20 protein-coding genes and 1 pseudogene are annotated in these 26,055 nt (G+C 74.0%); 10 read left to right on the forward strand and 11 right to left on the reverse strand.

Translation table 11 applies throughout. The features are described from left to right. Positions 1 to 706: 706 nt before the first annotated feature. The 6 genes and pseudogenes from ABZ370_RS29660 to ABZ370_RS29685 all read right to left on the reverse strand — a co-directional run. Positions 707 to 1,474: pseudogene (locus ABZ370_RS29660) on the reverse strand (PucR family transcriptional regulator); the annotation flags it as partial. Between the two features lie 122 nt (positions 1,475 to 1,596). Next, the gene (locus tag ABZ370_RS29665) at positions 1,597 to 2,571 is read right to left on the reverse strand and encodes an alpha/beta hydrolase family protein (RefSeq protein WP_358626643.1); all 975 of its coding nucleotides are present in this window, start codon (positions 2,569 to 2,571) and stop codon (positions 1,597 to 1,599) included. A gap of 60 nt (positions 2,572 to 2,631) precedes the next feature. Then, entirely contained in the window at positions 2,632 to 7,278 is a 4,647-nt protein-coding gene (locus tag ABZ370_RS29670; protein ID WP_358626645.1) for an acyltransferase domain-containing protein, read from the reverse strand. Then, positions 7,275 to 9,047, reverse strand: a complete 1,773-nt coding sequence (locus ABZ370_RS29675) for a fatty acyl-AMP ligase (protein ID WP_358626648.1) — start codon at positions 9,045 to 9,047, stop codon at positions 7,275 to 7,277. The genes ABZ370_RS29670 and ABZ370_RS29675 overlap by 4 nt, the downstream gene beginning before the upstream one ends. 55 nt (positions 9,048 to 9,102) lie before the next feature. Then, positions 9,103 to 10,623 carry an acyl-CoA carboxylase subunit beta gene (locus tag ABZ370_RS29680; RefSeq protein ID WP_358626712.1) on the reverse strand — a complete coding sequence of 507 codons (1,521 nt, stop codon included), beginning with the start codon at positions 10,621 to 10,623 and terminating at the stop codon, positions 9,103 to 9,105. Between the two features lie 243 nt (positions 10,624 to 10,866). Continuing rightward, entirely contained in the window at positions 10,867 to 12,075 is a 1,209-nt protein-coding gene (locus ABZ370_RS29685) for a magnesium and cobalt transport protein CorA (RefSeq protein WP_358626650.1), read from the reverse strand. Between the two features lie 394 nt (positions 12,076 to 12,469). On the opposite strand from ABZ370_RS29685, the gene ABZ370_RS29690 reads away from it, so the two are divergent. Further along, positions 12,470 to 13,150 (forward strand): TetR family transcriptional regulator, encoded by a 681-nt coding sequence (locus ABZ370_RS29690; RefSeq protein ID WP_358626652.1) that lies wholly within the window; start codon positions 12,470 to 12,472, stop codon positions 13,148 to 13,150. A 227-nt stretch (positions 13,151 to 13,377) separates the two neighbouring features. On the opposite strand, the gene ABZ370_RS29695 is transcribed toward ABZ370_RS29690, so the two are convergent. After that, positions 13,378 to 14,238 (reverse strand): helix-turn-helix transcriptional regulator, encoded by an 861-nt coding sequence (locus ABZ370_RS29695; protein ID WP_358626654.1) that lies wholly within the window; start codon positions 14,236 to 14,238, stop codon positions 13,378 to 13,380. Positions 14,239 to 14,339: 101 nt separating this feature from the next. Between ABZ370_RS29695 and ABZ370_RS29700 the strand changes: the two genes are divergently transcribed. Beyond that, positions 14,340 to 16,070, forward strand: coding sequence for an AMP-binding protein (locus tag ABZ370_RS29700; protein WP_358626656.1), 1,731 nt, complete (start codon positions 14,340 to 14,342; stop codon positions 16,068 to 16,070). 101 nt (positions 16,071 to 16,171) lie between these two features. Next, positions 16,172 to 17,881 (forward strand): AMP-binding protein, encoded by a 1,710-nt coding sequence (locus ABZ370_RS29705; protein WP_358626658.1) that lies wholly within the window; start codon positions 16,172 to 16,174, stop codon positions 17,879 to 17,881. Between the two features lie 10 nt (positions 17,882 to 17,891). Here ABZ370_RS29705 and ABZ370_RS29710 read toward each other — a convergent pair whose 3' ends face one another. From ABZ370_RS29710 to ABZ370_RS29720, 3 genes are all read right to left on the reverse strand, one after another. Beyond that, a complete protein-coding gene (locus ABZ370_RS29710; RefSeq protein WP_358626660.1) occupies positions 17,892 to 18,617 on the reverse strand; it encodes a neutral zinc metallopeptidase in 726 nt (241 codons plus the stop codon). Between the two features lie 64 nt (positions 18,618 to 18,681). Continuing rightward, complete coding sequence (locus tag ABZ370_RS29715) at positions 18,682 to 19,608, reverse strand: alpha/beta hydrolase (protein WP_358626662.1); 927 nt, start codon at positions 19,606 to 19,608, stop codon at positions 18,682 to 18,684. A 164-nt stretch (positions 19,609 to 19,772) separates the two neighbouring features. After that, positions 19,773 to 20,477 carry a hypothetical protein gene (locus tag ABZ370_RS29720; RefSeq protein ID WP_358626664.1) on the reverse strand — a complete coding sequence of 235 codons (705 nt, stop codon included), beginning with the start codon at positions 20,475 to 20,477 and terminating at the stop codon, positions 19,773 to 19,775. A gap of 217 nt (positions 20,478 to 20,694) precedes the next feature. On the opposite strand from ABZ370_RS29720, the gene ABZ370_RS29725 reads away from it, so the two are divergent. The 3 genes from ABZ370_RS29725 (at position 20,695) to ABZ370_RS29735 (ending at position 22,139) form a co-directional block, all read left to right on the forward strand. After that, entirely contained in the window at positions 20,695 to 20,946 is a 252-nt protein-coding gene (locus tag ABZ370_RS29725; RefSeq protein WP_358626666.1) for a hypothetical protein, read from the forward strand. Beyond that, positions 20,943 to 21,323: a helix-turn-helix domain-containing protein gene (locus ABZ370_RS29730; RefSeq protein ID WP_358626668.1), complete on the forward strand. Its 381-nt coding sequence runs from the start codon at positions 20,943 to 20,945 to the stop codon at positions 21,321 to 21,323. The genes ABZ370_RS29725 and ABZ370_RS29730 overlap by 4 nt, the downstream gene beginning before the upstream one ends. Before the next feature lie 225 nt (positions 21,324 to 21,548). Next, positions 21,549 to 22,139 (forward strand): RDD family protein, encoded by a 591-nt coding sequence (locus ABZ370_RS29735; RefSeq protein ID WP_358626670.1) that lies wholly within the window; start codon positions 21,549 to 21,551, stop codon positions 22,137 to 22,139. 51 nt (positions 22,140 to 22,190) lie between these two features. Here ABZ370_RS29735 and ABZ370_RS29740 read toward each other — a convergent pair whose 3' ends face one another. Beyond that, positions 22,191 to 22,628 (reverse strand): hydrolase, encoded by a 438-nt coding sequence (locus ABZ370_RS29740; protein ID WP_358626672.1) that lies wholly within the window; start codon positions 22,626 to 22,628, stop codon positions 22,191 to 22,193. 103 nt (positions 22,629 to 22,731) lie between these two features. On the opposite strand from ABZ370_RS29740, the gene uraD reads away from it, so the two are divergent. The 4 genes from uraD to ABZ370_RS29760 are packed head-to-tail and all read left to right on the forward strand — an operon-like array spanning position 22,732 to position 25,916. Beyond that, positions 22,732 to 23,274, forward strand: coding sequence for a 2-oxo-4-hydroxy-4-carboxy-5-ureidoimidazoline decarboxylase (uraD, locus tag ABZ370_RS29745; protein WP_358626674.1), 543 nt, complete (start codon positions 22,732 to 22,734; stop codon positions 23,272 to 23,274). After that, positions 23,274 to 23,603, forward strand: a complete 330-nt coding sequence (gene uraH, locus ABZ370_RS29750) for a hydroxyisourate hydrolase (protein ID WP_358626676.1) — start codon at positions 23,274 to 23,276, stop codon at positions 23,601 to 23,603. Before uraD ends, uraH begins: the two co-directional genes overlap by 1 nt. Before the next feature lie 5 nt (positions 23,604 to 23,608). After that, entirely contained in the window at positions 23,609 to 24,490 is an 882-nt protein-coding gene (gene pucL, locus ABZ370_RS29755) for a factor-independent urate hydroxylase (RefSeq protein WP_358626678.1), read from the forward strand. Positions 24,491 to 24,509: 19 nt separating this feature from the next. Beyond that, positions 24,510 to 25,916: an 8-oxoguanine deaminase gene (locus ABZ370_RS29760; RefSeq protein WP_358626680.1), complete on the forward strand. Its 1,407-nt coding sequence runs from the start codon at positions 24,510 to 24,512 to the stop codon at positions 25,914 to 25,916. Positions 25,917 to 26,055 lie beyond the last annotated feature (139 nt).

The raw sequence follows: 26,055 nt of genomic DNA on the forward strand, positions 1-26,055 counted from the left end.
GTGAGTCGCCGGAGCCGCTGCTGCCGCTGGACCCGTAGCCCCCGGAGCCGCTGGAACCGCCGGAGCCGGGGGCGTTGGAGCTGCCGGATCTCCCGGAGCTGCCGGAGCCGGGGGCGCCGGGGCCGCTGAAGCTGCCCGATCTGCCGAGGCCGCCGGAGCCCCCGGAGTTGCCTGAGTCCCCGGAACCGCCGGACCTGCCCGACTTGCCGGTGCCCCCGGGGCTGGCGGAGCTGTCCGACCTGCCAGAGCCCCCGGAGCCGCCGCTGCCGCTGGACCCGTAGCCCTCGGAGCTGCTGAAGCTGCCTGATCTGCCGGGGCCGCTGGACCTGGAGCCGCCGGTGTCCCCAGAGTCGCCGGAGGTGCTGGTGCCGCCGGAGCTGGAGCCGCCGGAGCCGAAGCCCCCGGAGCTGCTGGACCTGCCCGTGCTCCCGGATCTGCCGGTGCCCCCAGAGTTGCCGGAGCCGCCCAAGTCGCTGGGCCCGGACTCGGAGCCGCCGGAGCCGGTGCCCCCGGAGCTGTCCGACCTGCCAGAGCCGCTGCTGCCGCTGGACCCGTAGCCCCCAGAGCCGCCCGACCTCCCGGGGTCGCTGGACCCGGAGCCGCCGGACCTGCCAGGGCCCCCAGGGCCGGAGCCCCCGGAGTTGCCCGACTGCCCGGTGCCCCCGGAGTTGCCCGATCTGCCGGTGCCGCCGGTGCCGTCCGAGCCGCCGAAGCCGCCGGAGGCGGGACCGGCTGGGTTCTCCGCTACCGGGATCAGAATTCGGGGTGGTCGGGACTCCATGTCCACCAGGGCCCCCGCCGCCACCAGCGGCCATTCCTCCTCGCGTTGCTCCGGCGTGGCCGCGAGCGCTACGACCGCGACATGGCCCGGCACCGGCCAGCGGGCGGCGTGGGCCAGGTTCTGTACCGCCTCCGGGGTCACCGGCCCCTCGCCCAGCAGCAGTTCGAGCAGCCTACGGCGGCGCCGTTCCAGCTCGTCCGTGCTGTGCAGCCGGGCCTCGGCGTATCCGGCCGCGGCCGCCTCGGCGACCTCGTGCACGGTACGGAACGCCAGCTCGCCCAGGGCGGCCACGACCGCCGAATCCAGGCCGAGTTCCTCCGCCGTACGGCCCATCAGCCGCCACGCGTGCAGCCCGCCGATCCGCAGCGCGGACTGGAGCGCGTCCAGACCGCGGTCCTCCAGCGCTTCGCCGCGCCCGAGTTCGTAGTAGGTCTCGGCGATCGAGGCCCCCTGGCCGCCCGGTTCGGCGATGTGGTCGACGAACAGGGTCAGTGCCTGGACGACCCCCGACCTGAGGTGCGCGCGGGACGCCGCGTCGGCCGGACGCGCGTACTCCGGGACCTGCCGACGCACCTCCTCCTCGACCTCGTCGGCGACGGCCTCCAACTGGTCGCGCAGGAGTTTGGCCAGTTCGGGAGGGACCGGGGCGGCGTCGGGGCCGTCCGGTGCGCTGTGCGGGGTGGGGGCGGCCACGGCGGACCCTCCGTTCAGCCGGAACCGGCTCACCCGCGGGCCGTTGCCCGGGGCGCGCGGGACACGTCCGGGGTTGGACGGACGTCCCCTGCGCTCCGTTCCGTGCCCCGACGGCACCGGCCTCACTCCGGCACCCCCAGCGCACCGGCGAGCATCGGCCACGACGCGGTGAACTCCCCCTTCCAGTAGGCCCAGCTGTGTCCGCCTCCCGCGTAGTAGTGGGTCGTGACCGGGATACGGAGCAGCGCGAGCGTGTCCGTGAAGGAGTGGGCGGACGGCCACAGCACGCTCTCCAGCGCCTCGGGCAGCCAGTCGCCGATGCCGCCGAACACACCGCTGCCACTGGACACGTACAGCGGGGTGCCGCGCAGCCCCTCGGCGCGGGCCCGCGGGTTGAAGGCGCGCCAGGTGAGCAGGTCCAGGACCGGGCTGCCCCACAGGGAGCGCGGCAGCAGCTTCTCGCGGGCCACGATGGCGTCCATCAGGGCGGGCATGCCGGGAGCCATGGTGTCGAGGGTGCCGCTGTACGAGGCCGCGGCGCCGAACGCGCCCGGGTGGCGGGCCGCGTGCGCCATCGCGCCGTAGCCGCCCGTCGACACCCCGGCGACGGCCCGGACGCCGGAGGCCCGCCAGTCGCGGGCGAGCACCGCGGGGACCTCGGTGACCTGGAACGTCTCGTAGTCGGGGCCGCCGCGCCACGCGGTAGGAATACCGGTGGGGCCCGCGTCCGGCATGGCCACGATCAGGTCCCGGCCCTCGGTGAACGCCTCGATGTCCGTCTCCCGGGTCCACGACGTGTAGTCGTCGTGGGCGCCGTGCAGGAGATACAGCACGGGGTACGTCTGCCCGGGGCGGGTGTCGAAGCCGGACGGCAGGATCAGCCGTACCGGCGCGCTGCGGCCCAGCGCGGCGGAGGGCACCGACAGATCCAGAGTGCGCGGCCCGAGCCGGGTCACGGCTCTCGCCGGGGCGGCCGTCGCGGCCGTGGCGGCTTGGGCCACGGCGGCCGTGGCGGCGCCGGACAGGGCGGTCAGACCGGCGGCCGCCGCGGCTCGGGCGACGGCGCGCCGGGACACTCCGTTGGTGCGGTGGGACATGGCGGCTCTCCTCGGTCAGGCGCGATGAGGCTCGGTCGGGCTCGGCTCGGTCGGGCTCGATCAGGTTCGGCGGGATATCTCCGCGAGCCGCAGCTGCAGATGGGCGGCGATCTCGTCGACGTGGGGCGGGTCGAGCAGCGACAGGTGGTGCCCCGCGACCCGTACGACCGTCAGGCGCGGGCACACCTCGTCCCAGCCGAGCGCGTCGTCGTCCCGTTCGTACGCGGGGTCGCGCACGGTGTGCGGCGCGGGTTCACCGGCCCGGTAGAGCACCACCCGCCCGTCGTGGCGGCCCGGCCGGTGGGCCTCGCCGATCCGCAGGTCCAGATATGAGGAGCGCTGGTGCTCCAGGGCGGCGGGCGGCACGTCGGCGGCCTCCCGCAGGGCCCGCAGCACGGTGTCGATGCGCTCGGCGTCGTCGTCCATCGCGCACAACTCGTCGTAGGACAGGGAGAGTTGGACCCCGTACGCGTCGGCGACGTGGCGGGCGAAGCCCGTGAAGTGGGCGCGGACGCGGTCGGCCGGGGTGTGGCCGGGCCGGGGGAGGGGGCGTACGGAGTCGATGAGCGCCACCAGCGCCACGTCCCGCCCGGCGGCGGTGAGCTGCCGCGCGGTCTCCTGGGCGACGAAGCCGCCGAAGGACCAGCCGCCCAGCAGACAGGGCCCGTCGGGGTGGACGGCGGCGACAGCCACGGCGTAACGGCGCGCCTTCTCGACCACCGTACGGGCCTCCTCGACCCGCTCCAGCCCGTACACCGGCCGCTCGCCCCCGAGCCGTTCGGCGAGCGCCCGGTAGACGTCGGTCGTGCCGCCCGCGGCGTGGACGAGGAACAGCGGTGGCCCGGAACCGGTGGCCCGGAGGACCCGCAGGCCCGCCTCCCGCGCGGGCAGCGCCCGCTGGACGCGCGCGGCCGCCTCCTCGACGGTGGCGGCGCCGAGGAGATCGCGCAGCGGCAGCTCGACCGCGAACTCGCGCTCCAGGGCGGTGCGGATGCGGACGGCCATCAGCGAGTCCAGGCCGAGCTGGGCCAGGGCGGTGGCCGGGGTGACGCGGGCGGGCGGATGGCCGGTGACGGCGGCGATGTGGTGGCACACCCGGGCCGCGACCGAGCCGTCCTCGGCCACCTCTTCTACGGGCGGGGGCGGGGTCGGCGCGTCCGCGGCCGCCGCGCCCGTACGCCCGTCCGTCCACCAGTGCCGCACATGCCGCCAGCGCGGCGCGGGCAGGTCGATGACGCGGCCGGGCGGCGGCAGCAGCCGCAGGCCCGCGGCGTACAGGGCGCCCAGCTGGGTGAGAAACCCGGCCGAGCCGTCGGCGTCCCGGCGCAGCGTGCCGACGGCCAGGGCGCCCGGCGCGGTGTCGGCCACCGCCCGCGTCAGCACCGGGTGCGGCGAGATCTCCACGAACGCCCCGTGGCCATCGGCCGCCGCGGCCGCCACCGCCCGGTCCAGGCGCACGGGCCGCCGCAGGTTCGCGGCCCAGTGGGCGGCGTCGAACACGCGGGTGCCACGCGGATCGTCCAGCACGGTGGAGTACACGGGAACGCGGGGAGTCCCGCCCCGGACACCGGCCAACGCCTCGGTCAGCTCCGCGAGCAGCGGCTCGACCTGGGGAGAGTGCCCCGCGCCCACCACCCGCATGGCCCGGGCGGCCCGCCCTTCCCGTTCCAGCTTGCGCACGAGCCGGGCCACGGCCGGTTCCTCGCCGGTGACCACCTTCTGGCCGGGGGAGGAGTGCACGGCGACATGGACACCGGGGAAGTCCCGCTCCAGGGAGCCGAGTTCGTCATCGTCGAGGTCGACGACCGCCATGGCGCCACCGCGCAACCCGCTGAGCAGCCGGGCCCGTACGGCGACCACCCGGGCCGCGTCCGCCACCTCCAGCGCGCCCGCGCACACCGCGGCGGCCACCTCGCCCATGGAGTGGCCGACGACGGCGGCGGGCTCGACGCCGTACGAACGCCACAGCTCGGCGAGCGCCACCTGCAGCCCGAACAGCACGGGCTGGGCGACCTCCAGGCGATCGAGGCCGCCACCGGACGCCAGGTGGTCGTACAGGGACAGACCGCACTCCGGGGCGAGCTGCGCGTCGAGCTTCTCCACGGCGGCCGCGAAGGCGGGCTCCTCGGCCAGCAGCCGGCGCCCCATCCCGGGCCACTGGCTGCCGTACCCGGAAAACACCCACACCGGCCCGCGCCCGGCCACATCCCGCTCGTCGGCCACCACCCGCGCGTCGGGGCGCCCGGCCGCCAACGCGTCCAGCGCGTCGCCGAGTTCGCCCCGGCCACGGGCGACAACCGCGGCGCGCACGGACCCCCGACCGGCCCGCCCGGCAAGGGTGCGCGCCACGTCGGCAGGGCGCGCGACGCCACCCTCGGACGTACCCAGCCAGGCGGCAACCCGCCCCGCGGTGTCCCGCACACGCGCGGTGTCGACGTCGGAGAGCAGATAGAGGTGAACGGGCCCCACCTCGGCCGAGGAAGGTGGCACGAGGGCGTGTTCCCCGCGCCCCGCCGAGTCCGCGACCACGTCGCGCGCGCCCGTCCCAGGAGGCCCGCCCCCGGACTCCGCCCGGGAGGTGCCCCCGCGAGGGTGCCCGCCGGGCTCTGCGGGGTGATGCGGCGTGGCGGCGGCATGTCCCGGTGGGGCCGCGGGATCTGGTGCGCTGGACCCGGGAGGTGTGCACTCTGGCGGTGTTGCCGGGCTTGTCCGAGCGGACATGCCTCCTGCCTCCGCGGGCTGACGCGGCGCGGCGGCATGTCCCGGCACGTGGGCGTGGCCGCCACGTCCCGCGGGGCCCGGGAGGCCCGGCGCGCTGGCCCGGCTGCCGCTGGGAGGTGCCGCTGCTCGCGGCGTGGTCGGGCTCGTCCGAGCGGGTCCGCTTCCGGGCTCCGTGGGTTGACCCGGCGGGACGCCGCCAGGCCCCGGTGGCGGCGGGGCGTGTTCGTCGAGTCCCGCCGGGTCTGCGGCGTCTGGCGCGCTGGTGCCAGGAGGCCCGCCCCCAGGCTCCACGGTCTGACGCGGCGCGGCGGCGGCATGTCCGCCACGTCCCGCTGGGGCCGTGCCCTCTGGTGGCGTGGTCGGGCTCGGCCGGTCGGGCCGTCCCGGCGCGATGCCGACAGGCCCCGGGTCCGGCCAGTGGTACTCCTCCAGTACCGCGTGGGCGTTGGTGCCGCCGAAGCCGAAGGCCGACACACCGGCGGTGGCCGTGCCGCCGTAGCGGGGCCATGGCTCGGCCTCCGTCACGACCCGCAGCCGCTCGTCGTCCAGGGCGCTGCCCTCGGCGCAGTGCAGCGACGGCGGGATGGCGTCGTGGTGCAGGGCGAGCACCGTCTTCACCAGCCCGGCGATGCCCGCGGCGGACTCCAGGTGGCCGAGGTTGCCCTTGACGGAGCCGAGCAGCAGCGGCTGGTCCAGGTCGCGGCCCGCGCCGAGTACGGCGCCGAGCGCGCCCGCCTCGATCGGGTCGCCGAGCGGGGTGCCGGTGCCGTGCGCCTCGACGTGGTCGACGCGCGCCGGGGCGAGCCCGGCCCGCGCGTAGGCAGCCGTCAGAAGGGTCCGCTGGGCGCCGGGGTTGGGTGCCAGGAGGCCGTTGGAGCGGCCGTCGGAATTGACGGCCGTGGCGCGGATGACGGCGAGCACCCGGTCGCCGTCCCGCTCGGCGTCGGACAGCCGTTTCAGCAGCACGGCCGCGCACCCCTCACCGCGCCCGATGCCGTCCGCCGCCGTCGAGAACGGCTTGCACCGGCCGTCCGGCGCGAGCGCCCCCGCGCGCCGGAACGCGACGGTGACGGTGGGGGAGAGCAGCAGGTTGACCCCGGCGGCGATCGCCGTGTCGCTCTCGCCCGTGCGCAGGCTGACGCAGGCGTGGTGGACGGCGACCAGCGACGACGAGCAGGCCGTGTCGACCGCCATGCTCGGCCCGCGCGCGTCCAGGACGTACGACAGTCGGCCCGCGGCGACGCTCAGCGCCCCACCGGCCGGTGCCCACGGGTCGACGGCCGCCGGGTCGGCGCCGGTGAGCTGCCCGTACTCGGGCGCGGAGACCCCGACGAACACACCGGTGGCGGTGGCGGCCAGCGACGCGGCCGGGACGGCGGCGTGGTCGAGCGCTTCGTGGACAACCTCCAGGAGGATGCGCTGCTGCGGGTCCATCACCGCGGCCTCGCGCGGGGTGATGCGGAAGAAGTCCGCGTCGAACCCGGCGATGTCGTCGAGGTAGCCGCCGTACGGGGGCGCGTCGGCGGGCGGGAAGGCGGTGAAGTCGCGCCACCGGTCCTCCGGGACGCGCCGGATCGCGTCGGCGCCCTCGCTCAGCAGCCGCCAGTAGTCGTCCGGGCCGTGCACACCCCCGGGCAGTCGGCAGCCGACCCCGATGACCGCGACCGGTTCGCCGGTGGCGGCCGGGGGAGGGGGCTCGATCTCCGCCGGGCCGATCTCCGCCGGGCCGACCTCCGGCGCAGCGCACAGGTGTGCCACCAGCGCATGGCCCGTGGGCGCCTCCCACAGCAGCGTCGCGGGCAGTTCACGGCCCGTCGCGCGGGACAGCTCCCCGGCCAGGACGACCGCGTCCCGCGAGGACATACCGAGGTCCGCCAGCGGCCGGTCCATCGGCACGTCCTCGGCCGCCATGCCCCGCCAGACGGCCACCCGCTCGGCGACCAGACGGCGCAGCGCACCCCGGTCGGCCACCCCGGAGGCCCTCATTCCGCGGCCTCCGCCGCGTACGCGCCCGCCACATAGCGCGCGCGGGTCAGCGCCCGCGACACCTTGCCGCTGGAGGTGCGGGGCACGGTGCCCGGCGGGACGAAGACGACGTCGGCGAGCCGCAGCCCGTGCCGGGCCGAGACGGCCGCGTACACCTCCCGCACCAGGGCCGGTACGTCGATGTCGTCCAGAGCCGTGTTCCGCGCGTGCTCCGCCACGACGACGACCCGCTCACCGGTGGCGTCGGGGATGCCGAAGGCGGCGAGCCGGTCGCGCCGCACGGCCGGATGCGCGTCCTGGGCCGTGGCCTCCACGTCCTGCGGGTAGTGGTTGCGGCCGTCCACCACGATGAGGTCCTTCAGCCGCCCGGTGACGATGAGCTGCCCCTCCAGGACGGTGCCCAGGTCGCCGGTGCGCAGCCAGCCACCGCCCAGGTCAACCGTCTCGTCGGCGGCTGCGCCCCCGACGAACGTGGCGCCGAAGACCTGGCGGCTGAGCTCGTCCTGATTCCGGTAGCCGCGCCCCACGTTGGGGCCCCGCACCCAGATCTCGCCGACCTCGCCCTCGTCCAGCGCGGCGCGCGAGACGGGATCGGCGATACGGACCCGCTGGCCCGCCGGAGTGCCGCATCCGGCCAGCAGGACGGCTGTCGGATCGTCGGGCCGCGCGGACAGCGCCTTGCCGGTGGCGAGCGCGTCGCGGTCGAGCGCGAAGCGCCGCAGCGGTTCCCCGGGCCGGGCCGCGCTGACGAAGACGGTCGCCTCGGCGAGCCCGTACGACGGACAGTGGGTGCCGGGCGCGAGGCCCTGGGCGGCGAAGGCGGCGTGGAAGCGGTCGGCCGTGCCGGGGCGGACCGGCTCGCTGCCGTTGATCAGCGCGGCGACGCCGTCCAGCCGCAGGTCCGCCTTCTGCGCTTCGGTGACCGTCGAGGCGCAGTAGTCGTAGGCGAAGTTGGGCGCGGCGCTCAAGGCCCGCGGATGCGCGGTGAGCAGCCGCAGCCAGCGCACCGGCTCGTGCAGGAACGCGACCGGGTCCATGAGCGCCGACAGCAGCCCCCGCACCACCGGGGCGGCGACGCTCAGGACGAGCCCCATGTCGTGGTACAGCGGCAGCCAGCCCACACAGGTCACCGGGTGCGCGTCGGCGCCGTAGGCGGCAAGCGCCTGACGGGCGTTGGCGACGACATTCGCATGGGTGATTTCCACGCCGGCCGGAACCCGGGTCGAGCCTGAGGTGTATTGCAGGTAGGCGACCGCCGAGTCGTCCGGGGCCCCCGGCCGCCAAGTGCGGGCGTAGGCGTCGGACACCTGGTCGGCGGCGATGACAGGAAGGGACCGGCCGGTGCAGAAATCGCTTACCTCGTCGAGGGCGTGGCCCGTCGTCACGACGGCCGAGGGAGCCGCGTCGGCCAGCACGGCCGACAGCCGGTCGCCGTGCCCCGGCAGACCCGGCGGATACAGCGGTACGGCGACGAGCCCGGCGGCCAGCGCCGCGAGGAACGCGGTGACGTATTCCGTCCCCTGCGGGCACAGCAGCGCCACCCGCGCCCCCGGCTCGCACTCCTCGGCGAGCCGCGCGGCCACCGCCCGGACCCGCAGATGCAGGCGGCGCCAGGTCAGCGTGCGGTGGACGCCGCGCGAGTCGGGCGCGGGATGGTCGACGAAGGTGAAGGCGCGGCGGTCCGGAGTGGCCTCGGCCCAGTGCCGCACGTACTCCGGCAGATTACGTAACGCGGGGGCGGGCGAGGGCGGGGTGCGGCGGCTGTCCATCGGGCATGGCTCCTCACATCGACGTCACAGGAGAGGGCTTGCGGGGGCGGGCCGGTCAGAGCGGGATGTTGCCGTGCCTGCGCTCCGGCATCGGGGCCCGCTTGCCGCGCAGCGCGCGCAGGGCGCGGCAGACGTGGGCGCGGGTGTCGCGCGGGGCGATGACGGCGTCGACGTAGCCGCGCTCGGCGGCCAGGTACGGAGTCCCGTACGTGCTCTCGTACGCGGCCACGAGGCGGGCCCGCAGCGCTTCGGGGTCGTCCGCGGCGGCGAGTTCACGCCGGTGGAGGACGCCCACCGCGCCCTCGGCGCCCATGACGGCGATGCGCGCGGTGGGCCAGGCGAGGTTGATGTCGGCGCCCAGGTGCTTGGAGCCCATCACGGCGTACCCGCCGCCGTATGCCTTGCGCACCACCACCGTGACCTTGGGGACGGTCGCCTCGGCGTAGGCGTAGAGGAGTTTGGCACCCCGCCGGATGATCCCGGCCTGCTCCTGCCGGACGCCGGAGAGGTAGCCGGGGACATCGGCGAAGGTCAGCAGTGGGATGCCGAACGCGTCGCAGAACCGTACGAAGCGCGCCGCCTTCTCGGAGGCGTCGATGTCCAGGACCCCGGCTGTGTGCAGCGGCTGGTTGGCGACGACCCCGGCGGAATGGCCGTCGACGAGCGCCAGGGCGCAGATGATGTTCGGCGCGAACAGCTCCTGGATCTCCAGCAGTTCGCCGTCGTCGACGACCGCGCGCAGGATGTCGCGCATGTCGTAGACCTGCCCGAGCCGGTCCGGCACGACCTCGTCGAGGCACGTCCCGGCGGGCGGCGCCGGGGCGTACCGCGGGGGCAGCTCCAGGTTGTTGGCGGGCAGGTACGACAGCAGATCGCGCACGGTGCCGAGGGCGGTCACCTCGTCGGCGGCGAGGAAGTGGGCGTTGCCGTTGACGGTGTTGCTGGTGCGGGCGCCGCCCAGCTCCTCGGCGGTGGCGCGCTCACCGGTGACCGCCTCGATGACATCGGGCCCGGTGACGAACATCTGCGAGGCACCGTCCACCATCACGGTGAAGTCGGTGATCGCCGGGGAGTACGCGGCCCCGCCCGCGCACGGCCCGAGCACGACCGAGATCTGCGGGATCACCCCGGACGCCCGTACGTTGCGGCGCACCAGCTCGGCGTAGAGCGCGAGCGAGGCGACACCCTCCTGGATGCGGGCGCCGCCGCCGTCGTTGAGCCCGACGACCGGGCAGCCGGTCTTCAGGGCGAGATCCATCAGCGCGACGGTCTTCTCGCCGAACGCCTCGCCCATGCTGCCGCCGAAGACCGTGGAGTCCTGCGCGAACACACAGACCGGGCGGCCGTCGACCGTGCCGTGCCCGGTGACCACCCCGTCGCCGTAGGGCCGCCCGGCGCCGTCCCCCGTCCCGGTCCCGGCGCCGTCACTGGTCCCGGCCCCGGCGGGCCGGGCCCGTACGAACAGGCCGGTCTCGGTGAACGATCCGGCGTCCAGCAGCAGATCGATCCGCTCCCGCGCGCCGTACTCGCCCCGTCTTCGCGACCCGCCCGGGGCCTCCGCCTGTTTCCTGCGCACCTCCAGGTCGGCGAGGCGGTCGGCGGTGCGGGCGGGTGCGCGCGGTGGGGAGAGCGGTGGGGATATCCGGGATGTCGTCGCCTCTGGCGTCACTGCCACCTCCGAAGGGGGCCTTCGAATATGGCAGCGCCGGAGGTGCGGACCGGTGCTATCGCGCTCGCGTGTGGCCGAGGTGAGTCCCGCGGGCCCGTGGTTCGTGCGGGGGTGACAAGAGTGGCAAGGGTGACAAGGCCGTGGCCGGGATCAGAGCCAGTCCCGCCGCTTGAAGATGAGGTAGAGGCTGACGCACACCACCGCCATCAGCAGCAGCGCGAAGGGGTAGCCCAGCACCCAGTGCAGCTCCGGCATATGGGTGAAGTTCATGCCGTAGATGGTGCCGACGAGGGTCGGGGCGAAGAGGATGGCCGCCCAGGCGGAGATCTTCTTGACCTCCTCGTTCTGCTCGAAGCCCGCCTCTGCCAGCGCTCTCATCTCGGCGTTCTGCTGCTGGGTGACCAGGGTGGCGTTGACCGCGAGGATGTCGGTGAGGGCCGAGCGGAAGCCGTCCACGCGCTCGCTGGTGTGGGTGACGTGGTCGGCGACGTCCCGCAGATAGCGTTGGAGCTCCTCGTCCGTGCCGTACTTGTCGAACCCGGCCATCAGCCCGCGCAACATCCCCACCAGCGGGCGGGTCGCGCGCTGGAACTCGACCATTTCGCGGGAGAGTTCGTAGATGCGACGCGATACGGCGGGGTCGCCGCGGAAGACCTCGGTCTCGATCTCGTCGATGTCGTTCTGCACGCCCGACACGACCGGGGCGTAGCCGTCCACGACCGCGTCCAGGATGGCGTACAGCACGGCCTCCGGGCCGAGGGCCAGCAGCTCGGGGGCCGACTCCATCCGGGTGCGCACCGCGGACAGGTCCGGGGCGGCGCCGTGCCGGACGGTGATGACGAAGTCCGGGCCGACGAAGACGTGCAGTTCGCCGAAGTCCACCTCCTCGACCGCGTCGAGGTAGCGGGCCGCGCGCAGCACGACGAAGAGCGTCTCGCCGTAGCGCTCCAGCTTGGGCCGCTGATGCGCCTCCAGCGCGTCCTCGATGGCCAGCTTGTGGAGGTCGAATTCCTCGGCGACCGACAGCAGCTCCGCCTCGGACGGCCGGTGCAGCCCGATCCACGCGATCGCGCCCGGCTCCTCGCGCAGCCGCCGGAAGGTGGCGGCCAGGCCGTCGGGCGTGCCGACCCGGCGGCCGCCGCGGTAGACGGCCGCGTCCACCACGCTCTGCTCGTCGGCGACCGGGGTGCCGTCGACCGCGGCGGCCCCGGGCTCGGTGCGCGGCCCGCCCGCCGCCCCGGCCCCGGCCCCTGCTCCGGCCCCAGGGCGCGGACCGGCGCCCGCACCGCGTTCCGCCGCGGACCGCAGCCACGGGTACTTCCTCGGCGGGCGCGGAGTGTGGGAACGGCGCTCGGACATAAGAGGTCCTTTACGAAGAGGTGGCGCCGGGCAGCCGACGCCGGGTGGGGCATCCGGGCACACCGCGGGGTGTGCCGCCCCCGGGGCGCCGGACCGCGCTGCGCTCAGCGCGGGCGGGCCGGGGTGGCGGCTCGCGGCATGCGACGGGGAGGTTCGCCGGTCATCGCGTGGACCTCACCTCCTCGTCGCGGTCCCCTCGGCGCGGGCGCGCCGGTCGCCGTGGGCGCCGTGCGCGCGGACCACTGGCCTCAGAGCAGGATATCCCCGGATATGCCCAGGCCGCGGGCCGGGGCGGTGGGTCCTGGCCCGCGGCCCGGCGCCGCATGGCGCCGCCGTACCGCATGCTCGTACCCGCTGCTGGCGAGCCAACGGCTGTTTGCCTACGATTGTTGGCATGGACGATCCCGGGCCGCGCCTCCCCTCCGGGGCCTCCGGACACCCGGGACCCTCCGGACGCGACCCCGGCCCCGGCCTGAAAGACGGCCCGGCAGACGGCCCGGCGGGCGCCAGGGCAGACGATCCGGCAGACGGTCCGCCGGGCGCCCGGCGGGCCGACCGCACCCGCGCCACCATCCTCCGCGCCGCCCGCGCCCGCTTCGCCCGGCACGGCTACGACCGCACCACCATCCGCGCCGTCGCCGCCGACGCGGCCATCGACGCCTCGATGGTCATGCGCTACTTCGGCAGCAAGGAGCAGCTCTTCGACGCGGCCCTCACCATCGACCTGCGGCTGCCCGACCTCACCGCCGTGGCCCGCGACGAGCTGGCGCACGTCCTCCTGCGCCACTTCCTCGACCGCTGGGAGGGCGACCCCGCCGACGACGCCCTGCTCGTCCTGCTGCGCTCCGCCGTCACCCACGAGCGAGCGGCCGAGCGGCTGCGCGAGATCTTCGCCGGGCAGGTCGCGCCCGCCCTCGGGGAGGTCACAGGCCCGCGCCGCGCCGGGCTGGTCTCCGCCCAGCTCCTCGGCCTCGCCCTCACCCGCTATCTGCTGCGCGCCCCGAACGTCACCGCCCTGACACCGGACGAGGTGGCCGAGCTGTACGCCCCGGCCCTCGCCGCGGTGCTCTCGTAGCCACCGCCGTCACGACCACCGCACCAATGACATCCCCAGGACACGTCCGCACAGGCGCTTCGGGTCAGCCCGTGGCGTCAGGCGCGCGCCTCCCCGCGGCAGCCGGGGGCGGGCCTGGTCGGACGAGCCCGACAGCGCGGCGAGCGGGGGCACCACCCGGCGGTGACCGGGGGAGCGTGCCGGGCGTCGCGGGCGTCGCGGGGCCGGTGGGACGTGGCGGGCGCCCCCTACGGCAGCAGCCCCGCCCGGCGGGCCTCGACCACCGCGTGGAGGCGGGTGCGCGCCCCCAACTTGCGCATGCACGACCGCAGATAGCTCTTCACCGTCTCCGGCCGCAGCCCCAGCCGGTCGGCCGCCGCCGAGTTCGTCGCGCCCGAGGCCACACAGGCCAGCACGTCCACCTCGCGCGGCGACAGCTGCACGCCTCCCCGGGGCGCCGCATCGCGGCCGCCGCCCGACGAGGCGCGGGCCAGGCGGCCGCAGGCGGTCAGGATCTCCTCCCGCAGCCGGGGGTCGGCCACCCGCTGGGCCAGGGTCCGGAGGTCGACGTGGGCCTGGCGGACCTCCTCCCAGACCGCCGGGTCGGGCGGCTCGGCCTCCGGCACCGGCACCGGCTGCTCCGCGACCGTCATCAGCCGCTGCGCCTCGTCCTGCACGGCGAGGGCCCGTTCCAGCTCGCGCGCGGCCTCCACCGCCGCGCTCAGGGCGCGGTCGCCGAGGATCAGCGGCTGCCGCAGCGCTCCGTACAGGACGGCGCGCACCCGGCCCCGGACGACCACCGGGACGGCCATCATCGAGCGCAGCCCCTCGGCGTCGACGGCGCCGTCGTATTCATGGCTGATCGCCCGCGACACGGGGTAGTCGATCACCGATATCGGCCGGGACAGGGTGAGCACCTTGCCGCCGAGCCCGTTGCCCGCCGTGATGGCGAGCCCGCGCAAGGAGTCCGTGGTGGTTCCGGTGAGTTCGGATATGTGGAACTGCCGCGCGCCCGGGAACAGCCCGCCGAAGGCGACGGGCAGCCCGCCGCGCCGGCGCATCCGCAGCAGCGCTGCCCGTACGTCGACGGCACGCTCCGATTCCGCCACGGTCGCCTCCCCGAAACGTCACCACCCCCGCGCGGGGATGGTGAGACCCAGATCACCCGTCGCACGATGCTAGCGAGCGGCACGCCACATCAGGAGGACAAGTGACAGCAAACAGTCCGTCTCACGAATTCCGCGCGGCCCGGGACTTCCTTCTCGACCGCCGGGAGGACTACGGGGCGGCGTACGAAGGGTTCAGCTGGCCGCGCCCGGACCGCTTCAACTGGGCCCTGGACTGGTTCGACCCCATCGCGGAGGGGAACGGGCGTACGGCGCTGCACATCGTGGAGGAGGACGGCCGGGAGACCCGGCTGAGCTTCGACGCGATGCGCCGCCGCTCCGACCGCGCCGCGAACTGGCTGCGCGCGCGGGGCGTGCGGGTCGGCGACCGGATCGTGGTCATGCTCGGCAACCAGCGGGAGCTGTGGGAGACGGCGCTGGCGGCGATGAAGCTGCGCGCCGTCGTCATCCCCGCCACCCCGCTGCTCGGCCCGCTGGACCTGGCGGACCGTATCGGCCGCGGCGGGGCGAAGCATGTGATCGCCCGGGTGGAGGACACCGGCAAGTTCGCGGAGGTGCCGGGCGACTACACCCGTATCGCGGTCGGCGGGAACCGTGGACACGACGCCGGAGCCCCGGACGGCTGGCTGGCCTACGAGGACGCCGGGACGGACGCGGTACCGGACGACGCGCCGGGCGGGGCGGCGGACCGCTTCGTACCGGACGGGCCGACCTTCGCCGCCGATCCCCTCATGCTGTACTTCACCTCCGGCACCACCGCTCAGCCCAAGCTCGTCCAGCACACCCATATCTCGTACCCCATCGGCCATCTGTCGACGATGTACTGGATCGGGCTCAGGCCCGGAGACGTCCACCTCAACATCTCCTCGCCGGGCTGGGCCAAGCACGCCTGGTCCAACCTCTTCGCCCCGTGGAACGCCGAGGCGACCGTCTTCATCCACAACTACACCCGCTTCGACGCCGCCCGCCTCATGGCCGAGATGGACCGCTGCGGCGTCACGACGTTCTGCGCCCCGCCCACCGTCTGGCGGATGCTCATCCAGGCCGACCTGACCCAGCTGCGGCAGCCGCCGCGGGAGGCCGTCGCCGCCGGTGAGCCGCTGAACCCCGAGGTCATCGAGCATGTCCGGCGCGACTGGGGCGTGACCATCCGGGACGGTTTCGGCCAGACCGAGACCGCCGTCCAGGTCGCCAACACCCCCGGTCAGCCGCTCAAGACCGGCTCGATGGGCCGCCCGACCCCCGGCTTCGCCGTCGCCCTCCTCGACCCGGTCACCGGCGAGCCCGGCGACGAGGGCGAGATCTGCCTCGACCTGACGGGACGCCACGGCCGCCCCGTCGGCCTGATGACGGGGTACGAGGGCGACGAGGAGCGCACCGCCGAGGCCACCGCGGGCGGCTACTACCGCACCGGCGACATCGGCTCGCGCGACGCGGACGGTTACATCACGTACATCGGCCGCGCGGACGACGTATTCAAGGCCTCCGACTACAAGATCTCGCCGTTCGAGCTGGAGAGCGCACTGCTGGAGCACGAGGCGGTCGCCGAGGCCGCCGTCGTCCCGGCGCCCGATCCGCTGCGGCTGGCCGTGCCGAAGGCGTACATCGTGCTGGCCGAGGGCTGGGAGCCGGGGCCCGAGACGGCGAAGGTGCTGTTCGCGCACTCCAGGGCGGTGCTGGCGCCGTACAAGAGGGTCCGTCGGCTGGAGTTCGCGGAGCTGCCCAAGACGGTGTCCGGCAAGATTCGCCGGATCGAACTGAGGGAACGCACGGCGATGGGTGATGGTGTCGAGTTCCATGAGGGAACGTCATGAACAGCAGCTCCCCTTCAGGTGACCAACACAGCATGTGACCACCACGGCATGTGACCACCACGGCATGTGACCCACACAGCATGTGACCGCCAGGAGACACCATGACCGACCCGAACTCCGACGACCCGCCCCCGGCCCCGGCAGCCCTGTCGTATGCGAGCGGCACCGGGGACCTGCCGCTGCTCGGCGACACCATCGGCGCCAACCTGGCGCGGGCCATCGAGCGTCACCCCGACCGCGAGGCCCTGGTCGACGTCCCCTCCGGCCGCCGCTGGACGTATGCCGAATTCGGCCGGTCGGTCGAGGAGGTCGCCCTCGGGCTGATGGCCATGGGGGTCGGCAAGGGCGACCGGGTCGGCATCTGGGCGGTCAACTGCCCCGAATGGGTGCTGGTGCAGTACGCCACCGCCCGCATCGGCGCCATCATGGTCAACGTCAACCCCGCCTACCGCGTCCATGAGCTGCGGTACGTCCTGCGGCAGGCCGGGGTGTCGGTCCTGGTGTCGTCCACCCGGCACAAGGACAGCGACTACCGCCGCATGGTCGAGCAGGTGCGCGCCGAATGCCCCGCCCTGCGTGACGTCGTCTACATCGGCGACCGCACCTGGGACGGGCTGGTGCGCGCGGGGGAGGCGGTGCCGGACGGGAAGCTGGCCGAGCGCGAGGCCCGGCTGTCCTGCGACGACCCGGTCAACATCCAGTACACCTCGGGCACCACGGGCTTCCCCAAGGGCGCCACCCTCTCCCACCACAACATCCTCAACAACGGCTATTTCGTGGGCGAGACGGTCGGCTACACCGAGCGCGACCGGGTCTGTCTGCCGGTTCCGCTCTACCACTGCTTCGGCATGGTCATGGGGGCGCTGGGCGCCACCACCCACGGCGCCTGCGTCGTCCTCCCCGCCCCCGCCTTCGACCCGGCGGCCACCCTCTCCGCCGTCGAAAGGGAGCGCTGCACCTCGCTGTACGGCGTCCCCACCATGTTCATCGCCGAGCTGGCCCTGCCCGACTTCGCCACCTTCGACCTCTCCTCGCTGCGCACCGGGATCATGGCCGGATCGCCCTGCCCGGTGGAGGTGATGCGGCGGGTGGTCGCCGAGATGCACATGGCCGAGGTGTCCATCTGTTACGGCATGACCGAGACCTCCCCGGTCTCCACCCAGACCCGGCGCGACGACGACCTCGCCCGCCGCACCGGCACGGTCGGCCGGGTACTGCCGTACGTCGAGGTCAAGGTCATGGACCCGGTCACCGGGCTGACCGTGCCCCGCGGCACCCGCGGCGAGCTGTGCACCCGCGGGTACTCGGTGATGCTCGGCTACTGGGAGGAACCGGACCTGACGGCCGAGGCGATCGACCCGGCGGGCTGGATGCACACCGGGGACCTGGCGGTGATGGACGACGACGGCTACGTCCAGATCGTCGGCCGGATCAAGGACATGATCATCCGGGGCGGCGAGAACGTGTACCCGCGGGAGGTCGAGGAGTTCCTGCACACCCACCCCAAGATCGCCGATGTGCAGGTGGTGGGCGTACCGGACGAGAAGTACGGCGAGGAGATCCTCGCCTGCGTCATCCTGCGCGAGGGCGCGGGCCCGCTCACCCGCGACGAACTGGCCCGCTTCTGCCGCGGCCGGCTGGCCGCCTTCAAGGTGCCGCGCCATCTGCGTGTCATGGACGCCTTCCCGATGACGGTCAGCGGCAAGGTCCGCAAGGTCGAGCTGCGGGAGACGGGCGCCCGCGAGCTGTCCGGGGTACCGGAGACCCGCACCGATCCGGACCGCAGTCCCGCGCCCCAGCCCACGCGCTGATCCGGTCGGCCTACTGGCCCGCGCCGGGGAGGCAGTTCTTCACCCCGGACTCGGCGCCCCGGTTGAACGCCGACACCCGCTGCGAGGCGTTGCCGTGGTCGGAGGTGTCCGTCCACGGCGTCTCGTCGGCGAGCGCCGACAGCGCGTCGGACAGCTCGTCCGTATCGCCGTCCTCGAAGGTCAGCGTCCGGTCCCGGGCCGCGCCGAAGAGGACGGCACCGGCCAGGCAGTCGGCCTGGAGTTCGCGGGCCAGGTCGACCAGGCCCGCGTCCAGCCGGTTCTGGATGGCGTGCCCCCACTCATGGGCGATGACCAGATAGACCCAGGCGTCGCCCCGCTGGTGGCCCGCCCGCATCAGGTCCATGTCCCAGGCCACGTAGTCGCCGCCCGGGCAGTAGACGGCGTTGTTGTCGGGGAGCGGGGTGCCACCGCAGGTGGGCGCGGTGCCGGAGGCACCGTCGTACGCGCCCACGACCCGGGGCGGGCGGTAGGTGCCGGTGAAGAACTCGTTCCAGTGCGTGGACCAGTAGGTGTTGGTGGTGGACACCGCCGCGTCGATGTCGCCCTCCACGCTGTCGGCCGTCCCCGGCTCGGGGACGGCCGGTGTGCTCGCGGGACGGCTCTCGTCCGTGGGCCGCGGCAGCCCGCCCCCGCCCCCGCCGCAGCCGGTGACCGTCAGCAGGGTCAGGACGGTCAGGAGCGAGGCCACGACCCTCAGGCACCACGGAACAGCCATCGAATGCGGCCTCCGGCCGGTCGTGAACGGTGGGGGTGGCTGCCTCAACGGAAGCGCCCCCAGGTCATGAGCGCAAGGGCAGGCCGGTGGTGAAGGAGCGCACCAGCTCCGCCAGCGCACGCGGGCGCTCCAGCGGCATCGCGTGCGATGCGTCGAGCGCGTGCACGACGATGCGCGGCTGGTCGGCGGCGAGCGCGCCCAGCTCCGCTTCCAGCCCCTTCAGGTACGCGGCCATCAGCTCGTCGAACCACGCCAGTTCCGGGCCCTGGTCCGCGAGCCGGGTGCCGCGGACGATCAGCAGTGGGCGGGTCGCCCGGCGGTAGACCGGGAACATGTCGAGCGCGTCCAGCGCGTCCAGCATCTCCACCGCGCGCTCCCGCTCCGGCCGCAGGAACAGCCGCCCGTCGCCGGTCTCGCCGAGCGAGCGCCGTATGCCCTCCTCCAGCAGCTCGGGCGCGAAGCCCAGCCGTTCGGCCATGGCGGTCTGCTGGGCACGGATGGTCTCCGCCGCCTCGGCCGGGAAGACCTGGCCCGCCGCAGCCCGGGAGACCCGCCGGGCCCGGTCCAGCCCCTCGGCGACGGTCCGCGGGTCGAGCCCGGCGTACTGCTCGGGCCGCCCCAGCCCGAAGCCGTCCAGGTTGACCGCGCCGGGGGTGCGCGGATGGGCGTCCGCGTACAGCGCGGCCAGCATGCCGCCGAGCGAATGCCCGACGAGCACGGCCTCCGGGACGCCGCACGCGTCCAGGACGGCCTCGATGTCGCCGAGCGCGGCCGCGACCGTCCACGGCTCCGCGCCGCGCGTCGAGTGGCCGTGTGCCCGCAGGTCCATCGAGAAGACCCGGTGATCGGCGACCAGTTCGTCCGCGATCCCCGACAAGTCGGCGAGCGTGCGGGTGGCGCCGTGGAGCAGCAGCAGCGGGATGCCGCTGCCGCCGTGGTCGCGGACGGCCAGGGTGACATCGGCGCGGTCGACGGTGAGGTCGGTGGGCAAGGGTCGGCGCTCCAGGGGGTCGGGATCGGGATCGGGAACCACGGTAGGGCGCCGGGACGGGGCGAAGATCGTCCCCGAAGGGGAGGCGCGACGGCCCCCGTTCGGGTGACAATGAATGAGGCTCATACGACGAGGTCCGTGCGGCGGGGCTCATAGGACGAGGCTCATACGCGGGGCGGGCCGCGGCGGATCAGTGTGTCCGCGGGGTCGTTGACGGGCTGTGGGGTGCCGGTCAGGTCCATGATGAAGAGCGCGATGTGCAGCGCGTCCGCGCGCGCCCGCGCCTCCCTGGCGTAGCCCGCCAGCGAGAAGAAGACGCTCACGGCCGATTCGTTGAGCCCGTTCAGCCACAGGCACTCGACCTCGCGCAGCCCGGTGGGCCGGGTGGTCGGATCGACCTGGGCGACGACGCCCTTCCCGTACAGGTCCACACCGGACGCCCCCGGGTCGTCCGGCCGCCGCAGGCACCCGAAGCCGAGCCACCGCAGATACTGGGCGGCGGCGGTCACCGCGTCCCGCGCGGTACGGATCGTCACCGGCCGGAACGCCGGGCGCGGCTCCGGCGGGCCCGCGGGACCGCGCTCCTGATCACGGCCCGGGGCCCGCGGCACCGGCGCGACCGGGACCCGGACGACCGCCCCGCAGCCGCAGCCGAACTCCGGCTGCGGCCAGTGGCCCTGACGCCCGCAGGCCGGGCAGTCCACCGTCACCCATATGTCCTGCCAGGTGCGGTGCTCGATCTCCTCCGGCGTGCCGTCGCGCAGCACCGGGAGGGTGAGCGGCGCGCCGCACGAGCAGGGGAAGGTGGGCGGAGTGAACGGCTGCTCGCGGCGGCACGCGGGGCAGCGCACCGGCACGCTCTCTGGCATCTGACGCTCCGTAGCGGATATCTGCGGTAACTGGTCCATGCTCCACGAAGCGGGGGAGCGGGGAGGGGGACTTGGGCGTTCTGCCCGCCTTCAGTGGGACGGCCGCGTGAGGCCGGGCTGGACGCCTGGCGGAGGGCGGCCGGAGCCCGCGCCGCGGGAGGGTGGGGACACGGTCAAGGACTGCCGGAGGCGCGGCCGGGCGCAGTAGGTTGGCCGCGTGAGATTGAGGGTTGAGTTCACCACCGAGCCGTTCGACCTCGACGAGGTGCCGCCGCATGCCGTGGCCGCCCGCGAGGCGGTTCAGGCCGCACCGCTGGACACCGTCGACGTCGGCCCGTTCGGCAACACCGCGGAGGGCCGGGCGGACGCCGTGCTGGCCGCCGTGGACGACCTGCTGCGTGCGTCCCTGGAGGCGGGCGCCACCAGGGTCTCGCTCCAGGTCAACGTCGTCGCGGAGCCCGAAGCGTGACCGGCCCCGCGGACCACCCCTTCGTCTCGGCGGTCCGGCCGCTGGTCGACGCGATGGGCGGCGAGCTGATCGCCCCGGACCGGGCCCGCGACGACGACGTGGTGCTGTCCTGGGAGGGCCACGCGGTCGTGGCCGTACGGCTGCCGCACATCTCGGCGTCCCTCGACCACATCCTCGCCGACCTCCAGCGCCGCCATGGCGTCCCGCTCCCGGACCTGGACCGCAAGACGAAGCAGGGAATCGTCCGGGCCCTGGAACAGCGCGGCGCCTTCTCGGTGCGCCACGGAGTCGAAACGGTGGCGAGCGCGCTCGGGGTGAGCCGCTTCACCGTCTACAACTACCTCAACCGTGAGAAGGGCTCCCAGGACCTGTCCTAGACGTCCGGGCCGATCACACCGTTGAGTTACGCCGAACGAGGGACTCGTTCAGGCCACCCGCCGTCCCTACACTTGGGTCATCGCGACATCACATTTCTGGGGGTACTGATGTTCCGACAAGCGGCGCCGACACCCGATTTGCTTGAAGGGAGGACGGCGCCGGGCCGCCCCTCGCGGACGCGCCGACTGTGCGCCTGGGCGCTTGATTTCGCCGTCATCGGGGCGGTGGCCGTGCTGCTCGCCTGGCTCACCTTCCATCGCATCAGTGCCAAGGCGACCGACGTCACAAGCATGGCCGGGACGAGCGCTTGGAAGGTCATCACCTCGGACGGCGACTTGGCGGGGGTGGGCCAGGGCGTCGGGGAGTCCCTGTGGCATTTCGCTGTGAACTCCGTCTGGCAGGCCTTCGCGGCGCTGTTCGTGTTCGCCTTCGCCTATCACTTCCTTTCGCTCGCCGTGATGAGCCGCACCCCGGGGCAGGCATTGACGGCCCTGTGCGTCACGCGGCGCGGTAACGGCGCTCGACCCGGGCGAGGCCAGGCGGCGGTGCGCGCCACGGTGATCACATTGGCCGATGTCGGCTGGTACGGGCTGGCGTGCTGCCTGCTGGCCGGGGGCGAGGTTGTGCTCTCTGTGCTGTGCTGGGTCGTTGCCGTGGCCTTCTTCGCCTTCAACGCGGGGCTGGCGCTGGTGGGCTCCCGAAGGTCGCTGGCCGACCGGCTGGCTGGTGTCACGGTCACCAGCACGTGGCGACTCCCCGCCGCGCTCGCCCGGATCGGCGGCGCGGAGCGGCGGAGCGAACGGCTGACGTCCTGAGCGGTTCCGTTGGTTCAACGCGATCCGCTGGGCGGATGCGTTTTCTGACCGTCAGCGGCAGCCGGCCGGAGCCATGACCCGCTTGACGCCGACCAGGGTGCGGTAGCGGGGCCGGTCGGCGAAGGCCGCCGGTGGCCATACGGCGGGCCGCCCCGCTTCGGCGCACAGGTGGAGCACCTGATCCGGCCCGGCCCACACGCCCACGTGAGCGCCGTACGCGTCGTCGGTGGCGTTGAAGAGCAGCAGATCCAGGGGACGGGCCACCGCCACGCGGACCGTCGTCGCCGTATCGGCCCACAGCTCGCTGGAGCGCAGAGCGGGCGGCTCCAGACCGAAGTGGCGGAGCACCGCGTACGCGAACAACTGACAGTTGCCCCCCTTGGCAAGCCCCGGCCGCCCGGCGACCGCCGCCGACCCGGGGAAGCGCGCCCCGACGTAGGGCACGCACCAGAACCGGTCCGGCAGTCGCGAGATGAGTTCAGCGGCCATAGGCCCCATCGTGGCCTGTCCGGGCAGTGTCCGGAACCCGGGCTTTCCGTGTCATCTTCAACAAAGTGTTGACGTTCGCCGGGGAAGCTCCTAGCTTTCGGGTGTGACTACCAGCGCTCCACCGGGCCTGGCCCGGTTCAATGCGGCGGACCGGGCGGACGCGGTCGCGTTGCTGTGCGAGGTGTGTGCGAGCCGGGTCTGGGGGGTGGCGGTGGCCGCCGGGCGGCCGTATGCGGATGTGGATGCCCTGCTCGACGCGGCCGACGCGGCCATGGCCGGGCTGACCGGGGGCGATCTCGCCGAGGCCATGGCCGGGCATCCGCCCATCGGGCGGCCGGAGCCGGGCGATGCCACCTCGGCGCGGGAGCAGAGCGGGGTGAGCGGCTCCGGCGACGAGGTGCGCGCCGAGCTGCTGGAGCTCAATCTCGCGTACCAGGAGCGCCACGGCCATGTCTTCCTGATCTGTGCCACCGGCCGCACCGGCGAGGAGATGCTCACCGCCCTCCGCCACCGGATCGGCAACGACACCGGCACCGAACGCGAGATCGTCCGCACCGAACTGGGAAAGATCAACCGCATCCGGCTGACCCGACTCATGACCGCGGAAGCGGAAGACACCGCGGAAGCGGCGGAAGGAGAGCGGTGATGGCGACCGCCACCTCCGTGTCCACGCATATCCTCGACACCAGCCTCGGCCGCCCGGCCCCCGGCGTCCCCGTCGAGCTGTCGGCGCGCCCCGAGGGCGGTGCCGACTGGGCGGTGCACGCCGCCTCCCGCACCGACGCGGACGGGCGCTGCAAGGATCTGCCCGCCCTGCCCGAGGGCACCACCCAGGTACGACTGCGTTTCGAGACCGAGTCGCGCGGGCCCTTCTTCCCGGAGGTGACGGTCGTCTTCGCCGTCGAGCCCGGCGAGCACTACCACGTGCCGCTGCTGCTCACCCCGTTCGGCTACTCCGTATACCGAGGGAGTTGAGCCCGATGCCCACGCTCGGCCAGAACCAGTACGGCAAGGCGGAGACCCGCGTGGTCCGGATGGTGCGCGACGGCGACGTCCACCACATCAGGGACCTGAACGTCTCCGTCGCGCTCACCGGCGACCTGGCGGAGGTCCACCGCCACGGCGACAACACCGGCGTGCTGCCGACCGACACCATGAAGAACACGGTGTATGCCTTCGCCAAGAAGCACGGCATCGCCACCGCCGAACACTTCGGCATGGAGCTGGCCCGCCACTTCGTCTCCAGCCAGGAGACGATCCGCACCGCCCGCGTCCGGATCGAGGAGTACGCCTGGGAGCGGATCGAGACCGGCCGCGCGGCCCGGCACTCCTTCGTCCGCTCCGGCCGGGAGACCCGTACCGCCCAGATCCGCTACGACGGCCGGGACTGGGAGGTGCTGTCCGGCCTGCGGGACCTCACGGTCATGAACTCCACCGACTCCGAGTTCCACGGCTACGTCAAGGACCCGTACACGACCCTGCCGGAGGCGCGCGACCGCATCCTCGCCACCGATGTGCACGCCCGCTGGCGCCACGGCTGGAGCGACGCCGAGGGGCCCGAGCCGGACTGGGACGCCGCGTACGCGGGCGCGCGCGCCGATCTGCTGGCCGCCTTCGCCGAGACGTACTCGCTCTCGCTCCAGCAGACGCTGTACGCGATGGGCACGCGTGTTATCGAGCGGTGGCCCGGGATACACGAGATACGCCTCTCGCTCCCCAACAAGCACCACTTCCTGGTCGACCTCGCGCCCTTCGGCCTCACCAACGACAACGAGGTCTACTTCGCCGCCGACCGGCCGTACGGGCTCATCGAGGCCACCGTCCTGCGGGACGGAGCCGAGGCCAGGATCGCCACCGACTGAACCTGGAGGGCTCTGCTCCATGAACCGCACCGACCGCACCGACCGCACCGACCGCACCGACCGCATCGTCATCGAGAACTGCGCCATCGCGACCATGGACGCGCGGGACACCGAGCACGCCTCGGGCCATGTCGTCGTCGCGGGCAACCGCATCGAGTCGGTCGGCCCGGGCCCCGCGCCGGGCGGCCTGGACGGGGTGGCGCGCCGAGTCGACGGGACCGGCCATCTCGTCACCCCGGGCCTGGTCAACACCCACCACCACTTCTACCAGTGGCTCACCCGCGGCCTCGCCCAGGACCACAACCTCTTCGACTGGCTGGTCGCGCTCTACCCCACCTGGGCCCGGATCGACGAGCCGATGGTGTACGCCGCCGCCCGCGGCTCGCTCGCGATGATGGTGCGCGGCGGCGTCACCACCGCCCTGGACCACCACTACGTCTTCCCGCGCGGCGCGGGCGATCTGCTGGGCGCCGAGATCCGCGCGGCGCGCGAGCTGGGCGTACGGTTCACCGCCGCGCGCGGCTCCATGGACCTCGGCGTCTCGGACGGCGGGCTGCCGCCGGACTTCGCCGTCGAGACCACCGAGGACGCGCTGACCGCCACCGAGGCGGCCATCGACACCCACCACGACGACGCGCCCGACGCGATGCTGCGGATCGCGGTCGCGCCCTGCTCGCCCTTCTCCGTCACCACCGAACTCATGTGGCAGAGCGCCGAGCTGGCCCGCCGCAAGGGCGTACGGCTGCATACCCACGGCTCGGAGACGGTCGAGGAGGAGAAGTTCTGCCACGAGCGGTTCGGGAAGGGGCCGACCGACTACTTCGCCGAGACCGGCTGGCTCGGCGAGGACGTGTGGATGGCCCACTGCGTCCACATGAACGACGCCGACATCGCCGCCTTCGCCCGCACCGGCACCGGTGTCGCCCACTGCCCGTCGTCCAACGCCCGGCTCGCCGCCGGGATCGCCCGGGTGCCGGATCTGCTCGCCGCGGGCGTGCCGGTCGGGCTCGGCGTGGACGGCACCGCCTCGAACGAGTCCGGCGAACTCCACACCGAGCTGCGCAACGCGCTGCTCATCAACCGGCTCGGCGACCACCGCGAGAAGGCGCTGACGGCCCGCCAGGCGCTGCGCCTCGGCACGTACGGCGGGGCCAGGGTGCTGGGCCGCGAGGGCGAGATCGGCTCGCTGGAGCCGGGCAAGCTCGCCGATCTGGTGCTGTGGAAGCTGGACGGCATCGGCCACTCGACCATCGCCGACCCGGTCGCGGCGCTGGTGCTGGGCCCGGCGGCGCCGGTGACTTTGTCGCTGGTGAACGGCGAGCCGGTGGTGGAGGCGGGGCGGCTGCTCACCGCCGACGAGGACGACATCGCGCGGGGCGCGCGCGACGAGGCGCGACGGCTGGCCCGGATCGCTGCGGAGGGGTGATACATCGGAGGGATGGGGTGTGCAGAGCTGCGATGAAGCGCTTTTGGGGTGGCCGTGGCGCTTTATGTCCCGTTGACATCCCACCTATGCGGCTCTAGGTTCCGGTACGCGGCTGGCCAGCCCTCCTGTCCGACCACCC

This window comes from Streptomyces sp. NPDC005962, from assembly GCF_040629205.1.
Lineage (GTDB): Bacteria > Actinomycetota > Actinomycetes > Streptomycetales > Streptomycetaceae > Streptomyces.